Genomic DNA, 16223 nt, shown 5'->3' with positions numbered 1-16223 from the left:
GATTGAAGATAATAGATTTTTGCTGAACTATTGAGCTGATAAAATTTAACAATAATGCTGTTACTATTAGTATATCGAAAAAGAGAAAGAAGCCTTACCAATCAGGAATATATATAAACCTGAACAAATCGTTCCGCATAGTCACGGATCATATCCCGCACCTCATTAAATTGTTTCCTAACTTCCTCCTCCGTTCCAGTCGCTTTAGCCGGATCAGGAAAATCACAATGGAGTTTAACCGCTTTTGAAGGAAAATAAGGACAGTTTTCTTTGGCATTATCACATACCGTGATTACATAATCAAAATCCACATCCTGGTATTCGTTCACGTTATTTGAGGTATGAGCCGAAATATCTATTCCATCGGCCTTCATCGTTTCAATAGCCTTTGGGTTAACGCCATGCGTTTCTATCCCCGCGCTATAGATTTCTGCGGTATCTCCTGCAAAATGTCTTAAATACCCTTCGGCTATCTGACTGCGACAGCTATTTCCCGTACATAATACTAATACTTTTTTCATATAAATATAGTTTGGCTTCTTCGTTCTAGTAACATGGAATTTCTCCACACCCCATTCATCTGACCTATTTTTTCCCTATAACCTACTTCCCGAAATCCTGTTTTTTTGTGAAGCTCTATGCTGGCTGTATTCTCCGGAAAGATCCCGGATTGAAGTGTCCAGATCCCTTGTTTTTCACTATCGGCAATCAGTTGATTCATTAGCAACTTACCGATCCCCTGTCTGGAAAAAGCAGAGGACACATAAATACTTACTTCGGCCACTCCTCCATACACACATCGTGAGGACACAGGTGATAATGCTGCCCAACCAGTGATTGTATTATCCTTTAAAGCGACCAACCGGCAAGTAGACAGGTGACTGGAATCCCATTCCTCCCAGGTAGGTGCAATCTTTTGAAAGGTCGCGTTGCCCGTAAGGATCCCTTGCATATATATTTCCCTGACCTGTGGCCAGTCCTGTACCACTAATTCTCTGATGATCATAACACAAAGTTTATCAACTAGCTATCATTTTGTTAGCAGCATCCCTTTGGATCCTGATAGGAATTAAAGAATACATTCATTTCTTTTGCCAGCAAGTTCCAGGCTTTTGGCTCTATGCAATAACAAACCTTGACTCCTTCTATTGTTCCCTGAATTATTCCTGCATTCTTTAATTCTCTTAAATGCTGGGAAATAGTGGGTTGTGCTAATCCTAACTCGTCAACTAAATCGCCACAGATGCAGCTGTTGGCCCTGATAATAGATTGAAGAATAGCTACCCGGGCAGGATGAGCCAATGCTTTCAACATGGTGGCAAGCTGATTCTGCTCTTCTGTGAAGATCTCTGTTTTTGTAAGTCCCATAACGTATTGCAATATTACGATTAAATAATAACGAAATCAAATGTAACACACTGATTTATGAAAGTATCATTTTGTAATGAAATTAACGTTTAGTGCACAAAGAAAATTTAAGGTACTATCGGCTGAGTGTTTTGAATTCAGAATGAATAAACATATTTAATTTCAAAACGCCTTGCCATTCATTTAATTTTATTTCCAGTTTGTTTACTTACAAAACGTGTTTATTTTTGTATATTATTTTTTACTTAAAAAGCGTTTTAAAGACATGAAACCAGGAGACAAAGTAATTTGCATTAATGCGCTTATTGACGCCAATAAACAGGAGGAGATTAGCCGCGATTTTGAAATTTGGGTTACTAAAGATAAAGAATATACCATCAGGGAGATCCTGGATAATAAAGGCATTGTAACAGGCGTACTTTTAGAAGAAATTTATAATATTCCAAAGTTTTTCAAGCTCATTAACATGAATCAGGAACCTGCATTCGCAATATGGCGCTTCAGAAAACTGAATTATGCTACAGCTGCTGCTGCTGAAGAACATGAAGCAGAATTGGTTGAAGTGGAAATTGAACGAAAAAAAGAAGCTATGCCCTTAAAACAAAAGCCTTAAATCTAAGGGTTTTGTTTTAAAAGCTTAGGTTGATACCGGATCAATTCATTGGCCATACCTTTGAATATAAACAAATGAAAGGGCCACATGGCATACCAATACAAACGGCCCCATAGTCCTCTAGGACGAAAAGTAGCCGTTTGTATTAAAGTATTTCCACTTGGATTCGACTTATCGATGTAAAATTCTAACCATGCTTCTCCTGGCAACTTCATTTCGGCATAGAGCAAGAGTCGCCTTTTCTCTTTATCAACTAGTAATACACGCCAAAAATCAAGGGTATCACCAGCAAGAAGTGAAATGGGACTACGCCGTCCTCGTCTCATACCTACCCCTCCTACTACTTTATCAGCAAAACCGCGCAGTTTCCATAGGAAGTTTAAATAATACCACCCCCGGTTTCCACCTATTCCCCAAATGTTATCCAGCACTTCATTGGTATTTCGTTTGAATATTATTTTCACTTTAGAACTCACCGTACCGTTTTGTGGAACCTTTACCTGATTCATAAAGGTTGTTTCGAGATATCCTCTATTTAATGCGTCTTTCCAGCTTGATACAATGGAATTTTGTTCTATTTTAACAAAGGCAAGCTTTAAAGATTCCCTGTAGGTCAGACAATTACCGGGTATAATCTTCTTGATATGGTCGTCATGACAAATAACCTCATTCTTCATACTTTCTACCAAAGAGCTTGCTAAAGAAAACGGAACTGAGGTTACCAGATTGAGCCAGTAAGAGGACAATTTGGGTGTGAGGAAGGGTACGTTGAGAATATATCTTTTCAAATTCCTTGATTCAGCATAGATTAGAAGCATTTGCTGATAGGTCAGAATATCTGGTCCTCCTATGTCAAAGGCCTTACCGTAACTTTCTTCCTTATTAAGAATTCCGGTGAGGTATCGAAGCACATCACGAATTCCTATAGGCTGACATCGTGTGAGAACCCATTTGGGGGCAACCATTATAGGAAGTTTCTCTGTCAGATCGCGGATAATTTCAAATGAAGCACTTCCTGAACCGATTATAATGGCAGCACGCAAAACCGTACATGGGATTTTACTTTTATTGAGGACATCTTCTACAGCCAGGCGGGATGAGAGATGTTTGGATAGCTTTATATCATTGACGATACCCGTTAAGAAGATCACTTGCTTGCAACTGGTCGTATCCATAGCCTTAGAAAAGTTCTCAGCTGATGTTTTTTCTGTATCACTGAAATCGCCTTTTGGAGATGACATGGAATGCACCAGGTAATAAGCAGCTTCAATATCCCTGGGGATCTGGTCAAGCCCCTTACCGGAAATCAGATCCGCTTCTATGATATGAACATGTTCAGACAGATCCACTTTCTGAATGAAACGTCTTTTATCACGTACCATACAGACTAAATCATGCCCCTCATTTAATAATAATGGAATTAACCGGGTACCAATGTAGCCGTTAGCACCTGTGATCAATAATTTCATAGTTCTTATATATAAAGCATAGAGATAACAATACAATGAATTCTTTGTTACAAATTAGTTACTTGTAAAGCTAATATTCTTAAAAAATACTGCTGTTAAAAAGTTTAATTGATACATTTGAATACTCAAACAAAGCAAAATATGAATTCATTACTTAAAAAGTTACTTTATACGTTCTTGCTTATTACTTCTATATCATACTCTTCATTTGCAGTGAATGTGGTGGATAGTGATTTAAGTAACACAGCAGATTCAAACTCGGGACATAGCAATGCAACCATCTATGCGTTTATCGTCATCTTTCTAATTCTTGCTGCCACTGCTCCTTTTTATGATAAAAAGGGCAAAAAAAACACTAATTGAGAACTAAAGGAATCAGCTGTAAATGGACATTTCTAAAATTAATTTAAAAATAAATCATTTTTTTGAAACCAAAAGATAAGTTTCTACGTTAATAGATGTGATAAGGTTTAGGTGCCCTTGCTATACTCATTATAGCAGGGGCTTTTTTTTTGACCTTAATTACACAAGAATACCCATGCTATTAAGGCTGCAAAGAGCGTATTCAGGAAATTGACCAGGTTATTATTCAACATATACTTACGTTCCAGAGTCGCCCCTAATATAGAATCCACTATATTTCCTAGAAATCCTGCTATCAAAATCAAAAAGACATAGGTTAAAGAACCGAAACATACAGCATAAATCAGCGCAATGAATGTACTACCTGCAATTCCGGCTAGGGTTCCTTCCAAACTCACTACACCATTTTCGCCTCTAAGATCTTTTTGCCATGTAATGATATGATAATACTTTTTGCCATAGACGTTACCAAGTTCGGATGATACCGTATCAGATGTTGCAGCAGCGAATGATGAGGCTAGCATCACCTCCCACATCAACTGATTGGATGGATAAAAAAGGGCAATGATTGCAATAACAGCCGATACTCCTGCATTTGCGAGTACCTGAAAGGCTGATCTTCTTCCTTTATTTGTTTCGGAAAGGCCTGCTAATACTTTGTCTTTGAGTTTCCAGGCAGTGGCAATAACTGCTATGATGAAAAATGAAGCCATCATCAGCAAGCCTCCATATCCGATTCCTGCAAACAGGAGGAACCCAATTACACCTCCGGTTAGTGATGCCCCAACTGTCAGCTTTTTAGTCGATACACTAAAATACATCCCCAGCACCAATAAGAAAACTAATAACAAATAGTCCGGTTTCATCAATTAAAGGTAAGCCTTAACAGGCATATAATAAGTTTTTGTATCAACCATATAAAAGGATTGTAAGGCATTTAAAATCGGTAACAAATTTAATACAAAGCATTAAGTCAAGCAATTAGGTTAATTAACTTGATTTTTGCAGGTTAAAATATCTAACTTGCAAAAAGGTCAGAAACCAAATAAGGTAATTAATAGTTTTATAAAATAATATGAGCGACCTTACGTTACAATACTATCATGTAGAACCATTTTAAACCATCGTAATCATATGGATGATATCTTAATTATAAATCTAAGGCATTTACTAATTCATAGTTTGAATGAAACCAGATTTTATGATCAGGCTATTGACCTTGTGAAGGTTCCTTCATTAAAATCATCTTTTGCCAAATATTTATGGATGAGAGGGGAACATATTGTGGGTATACGTTCGTATTTGCTTCGATCAAACTGCCGGTTGAATGAACTTAACTTTCCGCAATGTCCTGATCCGGCTGCATGGGAAGCGTTTAAGAAGACTATTACTAAACATGATAGTCAGGCTTTGATGCGTTGGGGCATGCAAAAAGGTAAACAAACACTTCGTAAGTATGATTCTGCTCTCTCTAATATTTCGAGCGATATTAAATTACAGACTATGCTTCATCATCACATGATGGATATCAAACATTCGCTGGATTCTCTTTCTTCATTGAAAATCACCTCTTATTAATATTATTTATGCTTTTTATCGGTTAAGTGTTTGCTTTGTAAAACAACTAGTTTAATTTTACCTTGTGCTAGTAGATATGTACAATTGTATTATAAACTACGAAATACTTAAATCTTTTAATTATGCAGGAATTAGAGCCATCTGTTCTAAACAAAATTAATGAGTGGCTTCAGGGAAGCTACGATAGTGAAACGAAACAACAGATTCAAACCTTATTAGATGAAAAGTCTTTTACCGAATTAACGGATTCTTTCTATAAGGACCTCGAATTTGGAACAGGTGGTCTGCGTGGACTAATGGGACCGGGTTCAAACCGTATAAACAAGTATACGATTGGTTCGGCAACTCAGGGTTTAGCTAATTTTCTTAAAAAAACATATCCGGAGGAGCAGATTAAAGTCGCCATTGCACATGACTGCAGAAATAATTCAGCTTTGTTTGCTGAGATTACGGCTGACGTGTTTGCAGCTAATGGCATTTATGTTTATTTCTTTAAGGAATTACGTCCTACTCCTGAGCTTTCTTTCGCTATAAGGGAACTGGGATGTAAAAGTGGGGTGATGTTAACGGCATCTCATAATCCAAAAGAGTACAATGGCTATAAAGCATATGGTTATGACGGTGGACAGTTTGTAAGTCCGGCAGATACCGATGTGATGACAGAAGTTTCTGCCATAAAAAGCATAGATGACGTTAAATTCATTCCTCTGCCAAAACATCTTGAACTTCTGGGAGAAGAAATGGATGAACTTTACCTGAGTAAAATTATCAAACTGAGCATATCTCCGGATGCTATTGCAAAACAACGGGATCTTAAAATTGTGTATTCTCCTATTCACGGAACAGGTATTACACTAATCCCGAAGGCTTTAGCTTTATTTGGTTTTACCAATGTGCACCTGGTTGAAAAACAAGTTAAACCAGATGGCAATTTCCCTACTGTAATTTATCCGAATCCAGAAGAAAAAGAAGCATTAACGCTTGCGCTGGAAAAAGGTGCTGAAGTGGATGCAGATCTGATTATGGCTACTGATCCTGATGCAGATCGGATTGGGATTGCTATTAAAAACAATGATGGTGAGTTCATTTTATTAAATGGAAACCAGACCGGAAGTTTATTGATCAACTACCTTTTGACAGCATGGGCTCAAAAAGGCCTTTTCACTGGCAAGGAATACATTGTTAAAACGATTGTTACCTCTTATCTAATTGATGAGATAGCGAAAGCTAAAAATGTGGAATGTTACAATACTTTAACCGGATTCAAATATATTGGTGAACTCATTACCCGCTTTAAGGACGCGAAGGTTTTCATCGGTGGCGGTGAAGAAAGTTATGGATATCTGATAGGTGACCTGGTAAGAGATAAAGATGCTGTGGTTTCTGCTGCATTTATTGCTGAAATGACTGCTTTTTATAAAAACAATGGCAGCAGTTTATACAATGCCTTATTGGATATGTATTTACAATATGGTCTGTATAAGGAGAAATTGGTTTCAGTAACCAAGAAGGGTAAAACCGGTGCCGAAGAGATCAAGGCCATGATGGAGCGTTTCCGTAATACTCCTCCTACTTCTTTGGGTGGTTCAAATGTAATCACATTGAAAGATTATGAACTTAGTGTGCAAACGGACTTGATAACAGGAATAAAAACTTCGATTGATCTTCCTACATCAGACGTATTGCAGTTTGTAACTCAGGATGGCAGCATTATTTCAGCCCGTCCATCTGGTACCGAACCTAAGATTAAGTTCTATTGCAGTGTTAAAATGCCTTTACAGGACAAATTAGCGTATGAGCAAAAAAGCAAGGAGCTGGATGTGAAGGTTGATGCGATTATGAGTGACCTGGGAGTTTAGGCTCTTTATTCATTAACATAAAAAAGAGGTTGTATCAATTTTAAAATTGATCAACCTCTTTTTTATAATCTACCCTTATTTCTCCATTTGGGCTATGGAATTTTCTTTTGCTCCAGCATTCTGCTTTACATATTCCATTTCAAGTTTAATTATCTATATTGGGATTTTAAAATAGTAATTAAAGGATGCGTACAGTTTATGGTCTATGGTTTTTTTATAAAAAACTCATTATCCCTTCATTAGTCGTTTCAATTGCGCTATCCTATTTAATGACAGCAGCCAGCAATTTCCTAATTGGTATTGGAATCTCCTATATTTTTTTAACTCCAACATTCCATTACCTTACTTATGAACTTAAAAACCCTAATGAATACTACTTCTATTACAACATAGGCCTTAGTAAGTTTATTTTATGGACGAACACACTGGTTATTAGCACAATGATAGGATTGTTGTTTATGCTGATATGAGCGGATTACACGTTGATAGCATTAGAAAACGATTTGGAGATAAACAAATCCTCAATGATATTTTCATCTCTTGTAAGCCAGGGCAGATTATAGCCCTCTTAGGAAGAAATGGATCGGGAAAGTCTACATTATTAAAGATAATTTTCGGGTCGTTGAGTGCCGATAATAAATTTATTAAAGTTGATGACAGGAAGATAGATTCGCTTTATCAAAAAAGAAAACTAATTCGTTATTTAGCTCAGGACAATTTCTTGCCTAACCATGTAAAAATCAAAAATATAATCCAGTGTTTTTGTGACAAGAAGAATGCTGCCCTGGTAATGGAGAATAATTTAATTGTACCTTCTTTGCAAAAGAAAGTAAATCAGTTATCAGGAGGTGAAAAAAGGATTTTGGAGATTTTGCTAGTGGTTCATTCCGATGCGAAATATGTATTGCTTGATGAACCTTTCAATGGGAGTTCTCCATTGCATGTTGAAATCATAAAAAGTCTTATCAAAGAACATTCAAAAGATAAGGGCTTCATAATTACTGATCATGATTATGAAAATGTATTAGATATATCGTCAACGGTTATTTTAATGGATAATGGAAATACCAGAGTGATCAAAGAGTTCAGTGAACTAATAGAGTTTGGATATTTACCTGCAAGATCTGAAAGAATACAGCCACCTAATTTATGAGGAAATGATTGCGTCATTAATTTTTGCAGGAAATATATCGAAATCTTAAGATGATTGAATCTTAACAAAAATTAGACCTATTGTGTATCTCCTTTTAACTACCTTTATATCAGGATTAACAATTGCTTTTTAAGTTTTTGTTCTTTCATATATGTAATCGTAAAATCATGACCTGGAAAAAATTTAGTGGAGAAGTCATCTCCAGTTCTATACATGAGGCAGTGGAAAACGCAATTGAAAGAGAGTATAGACAAGGAAACAAATTAAAAGTTTGTATTGGTACAGATTCACAGGTGAAAGGACCTGTAACGGATTATGCCACAGTAATCGTATTTATTCGGGAAAAGAAGGGAGCATTCATGTTCATCCATCAGGACCGAAGTTCCATTAAGATGAGTATCAAGGAACGCATGTTAACGGAGGTGCAAAAGTCTATTGAGGTAGCCTATTCACTATGCGATTTGCTGGACCTGTATCATGTCGATCTGGAAGTACATGCGGATATCAATACGAATCCAATGTTTAAGTCAAACCAGGCACTTCATGATGCGATGGGATACATCCTCAGTATGGGATTCGTTTTTAAAGCAAAACCTGAAGCTTTTGCCAGTTCTGCCTGTGCAAACAAAATGGTTCATTAAGAAAAACTGAGACTGGGTTAAAGCCCCGAGTAAGCGTTTAACGCTAATTTTGTATATTAGCAATATGCAAGGTTGGGGGTTTTTGTATGCTTTATTTTTCTTATCGCTTTTTTCATTTCTGAAAGGGCAACCTTCCGACCTGAAAAAACATTTATGATCCATCTTCCACAACTTGTAACCGATCTCGGATTAATACTTGCCGCTGCGGCATTTACAACACTCCTGTTTAAAAAAATCAAACAACCTCTTGTATTAGGTTATATCATTGCCGGCTTATTAGTTGGACCGCATTTTAATTTTTTCCCCTCCGTAAGTGATGAAGCCAGTATTTCTACCTGGGCTGAAATAGGTGTGATCTTTTTATTGTTTAGCCTGGGACTCGAATTCAGTTTCAAGAAACTAGCAAAAGTTGGAGGGGCAGCTTCGGTAACGGGTATTACAGAAGTGAGTATCATGCTTTTATTAGGTTACACAGCTGGTGTGATGCTGGGTTGGTCTACCATGGACAGTATCTTTCTGGGTGGAATGCTGGCTATTTCCTCCACTACAATTATTATAAGGGCTATTGATGAGCTTGGAATCAAGCATAAAAAGTATGTCAACCTTGTCTTCGGTGTTTTGATTATTGAAGATTTGGTAGCCATATTGCTCCTGGTGGTATTGTCAACTATGGCTGTAAGCAGGGAGTTTGAAGGAACTGAAATGCTATTTTCCATTTTAAAGTTTGGATTTTTCCTGATCCTTTGGTTTATAGGAGGAATATTTCTGATCCCAACCTTTCTTAAAAAAACGCATAAGCTGATGAATGATGAGACGATGCTGATCGTGTCTATCGCATTGTGTCTGCTCATGGTAATGCTGGCGGTTCAAGTTGGCTTCTCTCCTGCTCTGGGTGCCTTTATAATGGGCTCAATCTTAGCCGAAACCACTATGGCAGAAAGAATTGAGCATATTACTAAATCTGTCAAAGATCTTTTTGCTGCTGTGTTTTTTGTTTCCGTCGGGATGCTGATTGATCCTTCTGTCTTAATGGATTATGCTATTCCTATTTTAATTATCTCGTTGGTCTCTATTTTTGGTAAACCAATCAGTACGTTAATTGGAGCGCTTTTATCCGGACAAACCTTAAGAACGTCGCTTCAATCAGGCATGTGTCTGGCTCAAATAGGGGAATTCTCCTTTATCATTGCCACGTTGGGGGTAACATTGAATGTAACCAGTTCTTTTCTTTATCCTGTTGCGGTAGCGGTATCGGCGTTAACGACCTTTACAACGCCTTATCTGATTAAAGCATCAGGGCCCTTTGCAGAATACCTGGAGCAGAAACTACCGGCAAAATGGATCTCTACTTTGAGTAAATATAGTTCCAGCACAGAAGGGATTTCGGAGACGAGCGATTGGAAGATCCTATTGAAAGCCTATTTCATGCACTTCCTTATTCATTCGGTTATTTTGATTGCACTATTATATGTGGTTCAGCATTATCTGCATCCGTTTATTATAACCAATATAACTAATGGAATTCAGGGAACAGGACTAACCATGATCATTTCCTTTATACTGATGGCCCCTTTCCTATGGGCTTTTGCATTAAGAAGAATCGAAAAAAGGGCTTATGCGCATTTGTGGCTGAATAAAAAATATAGTCGGGGACCGCTGGTGGCTCTGGAAGCGCTAAGAATATCTTTGGCAATTATATATCTTGTATTCTTATTCACTATTGTTCTGGATACAAAATTCGCCATTATCATTGCCATCCTGGCTATTGTGCTTGTGGTGTTTATCTTTTCGAAAAAGCTTCAGTTTTTTTACGGAAGGTTGGAGAACAGATTCCTGCTTAATTTGAACGACAGGGAAAATAGTGTGGATAAAACACGTTCCAATCTTGTCCCTTGGGATGCGCATTTAACTGAACTTATTGTTTCGCCTGAATCAACACTGGTAGGCAAGAGCTTGATTGAATTAGCGATCAGAGAAAGACATGGTGTAAACATTGCACTTATAGAGAGAGGGAATCTTGTTATTGCCACGCCGGCAGGGAACGAGCGCATCTATCCGAATGATCAGTTGACGGTTATTGGCACAGATGATCAGATTGCTGCTTTAAAAGCACAACTTGAAGTGTCTGATCAGTACAATGAGACTATTCAATCATCAAAAAAAGACCTGGAACTTCAAAAAATAGTGATTACTTCCAAGTCTCCGGTATGTAATCAAACAATACGAAATTCAGGCGTTCGGGAGAAAACGCAAGGTTTAATAGTTGGGATTGAGCGGCTTAATGAACGGATATTAAATCCGGACTCCACCCTTACCTTGTTAGCCGGAGACATCGTATGGATAGTAGGGAACCGTAAAAAAATTGTAGAACTTTTAAAAGACTAAGGTTTTTGTATTTTTGTAACATGCTTTCTTTTACAGAAGAGAATTATATTAAAGCGCTGTTCCATATTACGTATGAGATCGAGCACAATAACGAGGCGGGAACAAATCAATTAGCTTCTTATATGTGTGTGAAGCCGGCAACGGCGACCGACATGTTAAGGAAGTTGAAAGAGAAGGGTCTGATTGATTATGAAAAATATGGTAAAATTACTTTATCAGAAGAGGGTCGTGTAAATGCTCTGGAAATATTGAGGAAACACCGTTTATGGGAAACTTTCTTGTTTCAAAAGCTCGATTTCAGTTGGGATGAAGTGCATGAAGTGGCCGAACAGCTTGAACATATTCATTCAGCAAAGCTGATTGACAAACTGGATAATTTCCTTGGGTATCCTGAATTTGATCCTCATGGAGATGCTATACCCGATTCAAAAGGGATTATAAAGCCTTTGTCCCGGAAGTCCCTTGCTGAAGTTGAACCAGGTTATACCTGTAAAATGGTAGCTGTAAGGGATAACACAGCGGCTTTTCTGCAATATGTAAGTCAGCTGAACTTAAAGCTAAATACGCCGATAAAGGTTTTATCCAGGCAAGGTTATGATGGGACTATAGAAATCCTCATTGATAATCAATTAAATACTGTTTCGCAAAAGTTTGCGGAAAACATAATGATTGTTTGACACGTCTACATATCAACCACAAAACAAAATGAACGTTAATATCCGCAATAAAAAGGCATACTTTGAATATAATATACTCGATAAGTTTGTAGCCGGAATCCAGTTTCTGGGTACTGAAATTAAGTCAGTAAGAGAGGGTAAGGCCAATATCAATGATGCATTTTGTGCTTTCCTGGGCAACAATCAACTGTTTATACGAAACATGCATATTGCCGAATACTCGCATGGATCGTTCTATAATCATGAATCGAAGAGGGACCGGGTGTTATTGCTAACTAAAAAGGAATTTAAGAAGCTAAAGGACAAAAGCGAAGAAAAGGGCTATACCATTGTTCCACTTGCGTTATTTATTAGTGAACGCGGGTTTGCTAAGCTGGAAATTGGTCTGGCTCAGGGTAAGAAAACTTTTGACAAGCGGGATACCATTAAGGACAGGGAGAGTAAAATTGAATTGAATCGAGCGATGAAGCAATAGTTATTGGTTCCCTTTTACCAAGCCTGATCGCCCACCAGGGGAACGAAACGGAAGGTATCGAGCTCGATTCTTTCATAGTCATTTTCGTTAACACGAATTACGGTAATCATTTTTTGACTCTTTTCGTCTCCTACAGGGATGACCAGTGTACCACCTATACGGAGTTGTTTGAGCATAATTTCGGGAACAAATGGAGCTCCGGCAGTAACCAGGATCTTATCGTAGGGTGCATGTTCGGGAATGCCCTTTGATCCGTCACCCAAAAAGAAATTAGGGTGGTAGCCCATTTTACCAAGGAATAATTTTGCTCTGTGATATAGTTTTTCCTGTCGCTCAATGGTATATACAGAGGCTCCCAGCTCCAATAAAACGCAAGTTTGATAACCTGACCCTGTTCCGATTTCCAATACTTTATCCCCTTTGCTGACATGAAGTAATTGGGTTTGATAGGCTACGGTATAGGGCTGAGAAATGGTTTGGCCCTCTCCTATTGGAAAAGCAATGTCACGATAGGATTGACTCCAAAAAGTTTCATCAAAGAAATAATGCCTTGGAACTTTACCTATTGCTTCTAATAAGTTAGTGTCTTCAATCTTTCTTTCTTCTTTAAGCAGATTCACTAATTTTTTACGTGCACCTTTTTCTCTGTAATTATCAACAAACTTGTAAGCCATCCTTCTTCAAAAATAAGCTTATTTCTATGAACAGCGCTATTTTAAGACGGGTTCATGGTTAGTAGATTAGGAATCAGGTTTATAAAATTGTCTTTAATACGGATCAACGTCGACCTGGATAAAGGTTCCTTTATTTAATTTATCAGCTTCAAAACCAATCAATGCGGTCTTGAGATAGTCTTTGACTTTTGAAACAGGAATTCCATTCCGCTCAATCTTTATATAAATAGTTTTGATATACAGGTTCCTGATACGGGTAATCATCGGGTCTTCAGGCCCAAGTACACGGATCCCCAGATCTTTCTTAATGGCCGTTGCAAAACGTTGGGAGGCATGATTTAACACGGCCTGATCCTTATGTTTAATATCAAGACGGATCATCCTATAAATGGGCGGATACTTAAAGTTCTGCCTTTCCTGAATTTCTGTTTTGAAAAGGCCTTCATAGTTGTGATGAATCACCTGGTCGATAACCCGGTGTTTTACATCATAGGCCTGAATGATGACCTTTCCGGCTTTGTCACGGCGACCTGCTCTTCCTCCTACCTGAGATAACATTTGGAAGCTTTTTTCAAATGCCCTGAAGTCAGGGAAGTTTAATAAGCTATCGGCATTAATAACCCCTATTAGGGTTACATGACTGAAGTCAAGTCCTTTAGCAACAATTTGTGTGCCTACCAGGATATCTATTTTCTGGTCTTCAAACTCTGTCAGGATATGCTGGAAGCTGTGTTTTGCCCTCGTAGTATCGAGGTCCATTCTTGCGATACGGGCATCGGGAAAAATGTATTTCAAGTCGTCTTCAATCTTTTCGGTACCAAAACCTTTGGGCTCGATATGAACCGAACCACATGCAGGACAAACAGATAAAACATCCTGTTTATAGCCGCAGTAATGACAATGTAGTTGATGGGTGCTTTTATGGTAATTTAAACTAACATCGCAGTGGATACATTTTGATATATACCCACAGGTGCGGCAGATAGACATAGGCGTATATCCTCTTCTGTTCTGAAATAAGATTACCTGCTCCTTTTTCTCCAGATTTTCTTTGATCGCTTCAATTAAAACACTAGTAAAGTTAGATTGGATAGTCTTCTTATTGGTTTCATCCCCAATACTAACCACTTGTATTTCGGGGAGTCCGGCTTCTCCATAACGCTCAGATAACTGAACAAAGCCATACTTTCCGGTTTTAGAATTGTAAAAACTCTCGAGGGAAGGCGTTGCGGATCCAAGCAACACTTTAGCCTGATGAAGATGCGCCAGGTAGATAGCGGTATCCCGTGCGTGATAACGGGGAGCAGGGTCCTGTTGTTTATATGAGGTTTCATGTTCCTCGTCGATAACGATTAAACCCAGATTTGAGAAGGGTAGAAAAACAGCTGATCGTGCCCCTAGAATAATGCTGTACTCGTTCTTTAATACCTTTGACCATACTTCTGCACGCTCATTATCACCCATTCTGGAATGATAGATCCCAATGGCGTTTCCGAAATATTTCTTCAAACGTTCAACAATCTGTGTGGTTAATGCAATTTCAGGAAGGAGGTATAATACTTGTTTTCCTTGCTTGAGATTTTCTTCAATCAGGCGTACATACAGCTGGGTTTTACCGGAGGATGTGACGCCATAAAGTAATACGACTTCTTTTTGAGTAAATTGAGTATGTAATTCTTCATAAGCCAGTTCTTGTTTAGGACTTAGAAGGAAATGTTCATCTAACTCAGTGTCTCCTTCAGGCAGGCGGCTTACGGCTATACTGTCCTGAATCAGAATCTCTTTATCAACAAGCGTTTTTATAATGGCGGCACTACAACCACATTCTTCCATGATCTCTTTTTTGAGAACAGAAGGATTGGAACGGCTTAACTTGGTAAAGGCGAGGAAAGCTTCCAGTTGTTTTGGACTTCGTTCTAGTACGTTATATAAAGCCTTTCTGTTTGCATCGTCCTTATAAAAAGGATTTAAATGGAAAAATGATTTCATACGGGGTTTATACCGTTCAATTACTTCTTCGGAGATATGGATAATTCCTTTGTCAAAAAGGGACTTTAGAAGCTTGAAAACAGACTTTTGACCTAAGAGCTTAACAATTTCATTTACCTTGAGTTCAGGCTGGATCTCCAGGGCATCAATAATTAAGAATTCTTTGTCGTTTAAGTCGGCTTTATCATATTCAGCGTCTTTCAACAAGATAACCCTTGTTTCGCTGGCTAATTTCAAGGCAGATGGTAAAGCGGCCTGCATCACCTCCCCTATTGTACACATATAGTAAGAAGCAATCCATTCCCAAAGTTTTATTTGCTTCGCATTTACTATCGGGGTGTCATCCAGAATATCAATAATGTACTTAGCTTCATATAAAGAAGGAGCTTTTTCTGAAATGGAATAGATAATAGAGGTGTAAATTCTACTTTTACCGAATTGAACCACAGCACGTTTCCCTACTTCAATCTGTTGATTAAAAGACTGCGGTACCCGGTAGGTATAGGTTCGGGAAATAGAAAGTGGTAATATTACTTCTATAAAAAAGGTTTTATGTTCGCCAGGGGCTTCATTAAATTCAAGCATTATTTATTTTTAATTGCAGCTAGTAATAAAAACACCCAACCTAGTATAAACATTAGACCGCCTAATGGAGTGATGGGACCAAGTACACTGACTGGAAGACCTGTTATAGAGCGTGTAGCAAGAAGATATAAGGATCCGGAAAATAAGATTATTCCTAATGAAAAAGTATAATAGGAAAAATTGATATACCTGCTCTTAAGTGGTACTGCAGATAAAAACAGTAGCGCCAGGATATGATAAAACTGATAATTAACAGCTGTTTTCCAGTTTTCAAGATCAGAAGGTGCAATTAGATTTTTTAATCCGTGCGCTCCAAAGGCTCCTGATATAACGGCAATGATTCCGAACACACAGGCTGTTATGATAATTTTTCTGTTCATAAATGATCTAAAGT

The 16223-nt window shown here is 37.9% G+C and carries 18 protein-coding genes; 10 read left to right on the top strand and 8 right to left on the bottom strand.

From position 1 onward, the window contains the following. Positions 1-101: 101 nt before the first annotated feature. The 3 genes from BFL47_RS04305 to BFL47_RS04295 are packed head-to-tail and all read right to left on the bottom strand — an operon-like array spanning position 102 to position 1368. Complete coding sequence (locus BFL47_RS04305) at positions 102-521, bottom strand: arsenate reductase ArsC (RefSeq protein ID WP_069658578.1); 420 nt, start codon at positions 519-521, stop codon at positions 102-104. Next, positions 518-1006 (bottom strand): GNAT family N-acetyltransferase, encoded by a 489-nt coding sequence (locus BFL47_RS04300; protein WP_069658577.1) that lies wholly within the window; start codon positions 1004-1006, stop codon positions 518-520. Before BFL47_RS04300 ends, BFL47_RS04305 begins: the two co-directional genes overlap by 4 nt. A 32-nt stretch (positions 1007-1038) precedes the next feature. Next, positions 1039-1368 (bottom strand): ArsR/SmtB family transcription factor, encoded by a 330-nt coding sequence (locus tag BFL47_RS04295; RefSeq protein ID WP_069658576.1) that lies wholly within the window; start codon positions 1366-1368, stop codon positions 1039-1041. A gap of 265 nt (positions 1369-1633) precedes the next feature. Between BFL47_RS04295 and BFL47_RS04290 the strand changes: the two genes are divergently transcribed. Next, on the top strand, positions 1634-1981 hold the full coding sequence (locus tag BFL47_RS04290; RefSeq protein ID WP_069658575.1) for a hypothetical protein: 348 nt from the start codon (positions 1634-1636) through the stop codon (positions 1979-1981). A gap of 2 nt (positions 1982-1983) precedes the next feature. Here the strand turns inward: BFL47_RS04290 and BFL47_RS04285 are convergent, their stop codons facing one another. Then, positions 1984-3450 carry an SDR family oxidoreductase gene (locus BFL47_RS04285; protein WP_069658574.1) on the bottom strand — a complete coding sequence of 489 codons (1467 nt, stop codon included), beginning with the start codon at positions 3448-3450 and terminating at the stop codon, positions 1984-1986. Between the two features lie 141 nt (positions 3451-3591). On the opposite strand from BFL47_RS04285, the gene BFL47_RS04280 reads away from it, so the two are divergent. Then, positions 3592-3813 (top strand): hypothetical protein, encoded by a 222-nt coding sequence (locus BFL47_RS04280; protein WP_069658573.1) that lies wholly within the window; start codon positions 3592-3594, stop codon positions 3811-3813. A 155-nt stretch (positions 3814-3968) separates the two neighbouring features. Here the strand turns inward: BFL47_RS04280 and BFL47_RS04275 are convergent, their stop codons facing one another. Further along, the gene (locus BFL47_RS04275) at positions 3969-4679 is read right to left on the bottom strand and encodes a DUF92 domain-containing protein (protein ID WP_069658572.1); all 711 of its coding nucleotides are present in this window, start codon (positions 4677-4679) and stop codon (positions 3969-3971) included. 268 nt (positions 4680-4947) lie between these two features. On the opposite strand from BFL47_RS04275, the gene BFL47_RS04270 reads away from it, so the two are divergent. The 8 genes from BFL47_RS04270 to smpB all read left to right on the top strand — a co-directional run bounded on the left by BFL47_RS04270 (position 4948) and on the right by smpB (position 12581). Further along, positions 4948-5391 carry a hypothetical protein gene (locus BFL47_RS04270; protein WP_069658571.1) on the top strand — a complete coding sequence of 148 codons (444 nt, stop codon included), beginning with the start codon at positions 4948-4950 and terminating at the stop codon, positions 5389-5391. A gap of 122 nt (positions 5392-5513) precedes the next feature. Beyond that, entirely contained in the window at positions 5514-7250 is a 1737-nt protein-coding gene (locus BFL47_RS04265; RefSeq protein WP_069658570.1) for a phospho-sugar mutase, read from the top strand. A gap of 185 nt (positions 7251-7435) precedes the next feature. Next, positions 7436-7720 carry a hypothetical protein gene (locus BFL47_RS04260; RefSeq protein WP_069658569.1) on the top strand — a complete coding sequence of 95 codons (285 nt, stop codon included), beginning with the start codon at positions 7436-7438 and terminating at the stop codon, positions 7718-7720. Then, the gene (locus BFL47_RS04255; protein ID WP_069658568.1) at positions 7717-8403 is read left to right on the top strand and encodes an ATP-binding cassette domain-containing protein; all 687 of its coding nucleotides are present in this window, start codon (positions 7717-7719) and stop codon (positions 8401-8403) included. Before BFL47_RS04260 ends, BFL47_RS04255 begins: the two co-directional genes overlap by 4 nt. Positions 8404-8570: 167 nt before the next feature. Next, on the top strand, positions 8571-9044 hold the full coding sequence (locus tag BFL47_RS04250) for a ribonuclease H-like YkuK family protein (protein WP_069658567.1): 474 nt from the start codon (positions 8571-8573) through the stop codon (positions 9042-9044). 153 nt (positions 9045-9197) lie between these two features. After that, positions 9198-11429: a cation:proton antiporter gene (locus tag BFL47_RS04245; RefSeq protein ID WP_069658636.1), complete on the top strand. Its 2232-nt coding sequence runs from the start codon at positions 9198-9200 to the stop codon at positions 11427-11429. Between the two features lie 20 nt (positions 11430-11449). Further along, on the top strand, positions 11450-12106 hold the full coding sequence (locus BFL47_RS04240) for a metal-dependent transcriptional regulator (protein ID WP_069658566.1): 657 nt from the start codon (positions 11450-11452) through the stop codon (positions 12104-12106). Then, positions 12099-12581, top strand: coding sequence for an SsrA-binding protein SmpB (gene smpB, locus BFL47_RS04235; protein ID WP_262482880.1), 483 nt, complete (start codon positions 12099-12101; stop codon positions 12579-12581). Before BFL47_RS04240 ends, smpB begins: the two co-directional genes overlap by 8 nt. Positions 12582-12595: 14 nt before the next feature. On the opposite strand, the gene BFL47_RS04230 is transcribed toward smpB, so the two are convergent. The 3 genes from BFL47_RS04230 to BFL47_RS04220 all read right to left on the bottom strand — a co-directional run bounded on the left by BFL47_RS04230 (position 12596) and on the right by BFL47_RS04220 (position 16209). After that, entirely contained in the window at positions 12596-13255 is a 660-nt protein-coding gene (locus BFL47_RS04230; protein ID WP_069658565.1) for a protein-L-isoaspartate(D-aspartate) O-methyltransferase, read from the bottom strand. Between the two features lie 93 nt (positions 13256-13348). After that, entirely contained in the window at positions 13349-15829 is a 2481-nt protein-coding gene (gene priA, locus BFL47_RS04225) for a replication restart helicase PriA (protein WP_069658564.1), read from the bottom strand. Beyond that, on the bottom strand, positions 15829-16209 hold the full coding sequence (locus BFL47_RS04220) for a DUF423 domain-containing protein (RefSeq protein WP_069658563.1): 381 nt from the start codon (positions 16207-16209) through the stop codon (positions 15829-15831). Before BFL47_RS04220 ends, priA begins: the two co-directional genes overlap by 1 nt. Positions 16210-16223: the final 14 nt, after the last annotated feature.

This window comes from Arcticibacter eurypsychrophilus (assembly GCF_001730525.1).
Lineage (GTDB): Bacteria > Bacteroidota > Bacteroidia > Sphingobacteriales > Sphingobacteriaceae > Arcticibacter > Arcticibacter eurypsychrophilus.
Note: the sequence above shows the minus strand (reverse complement) of the source record. Positions and strands in the feature narration are given on the sequence as shown.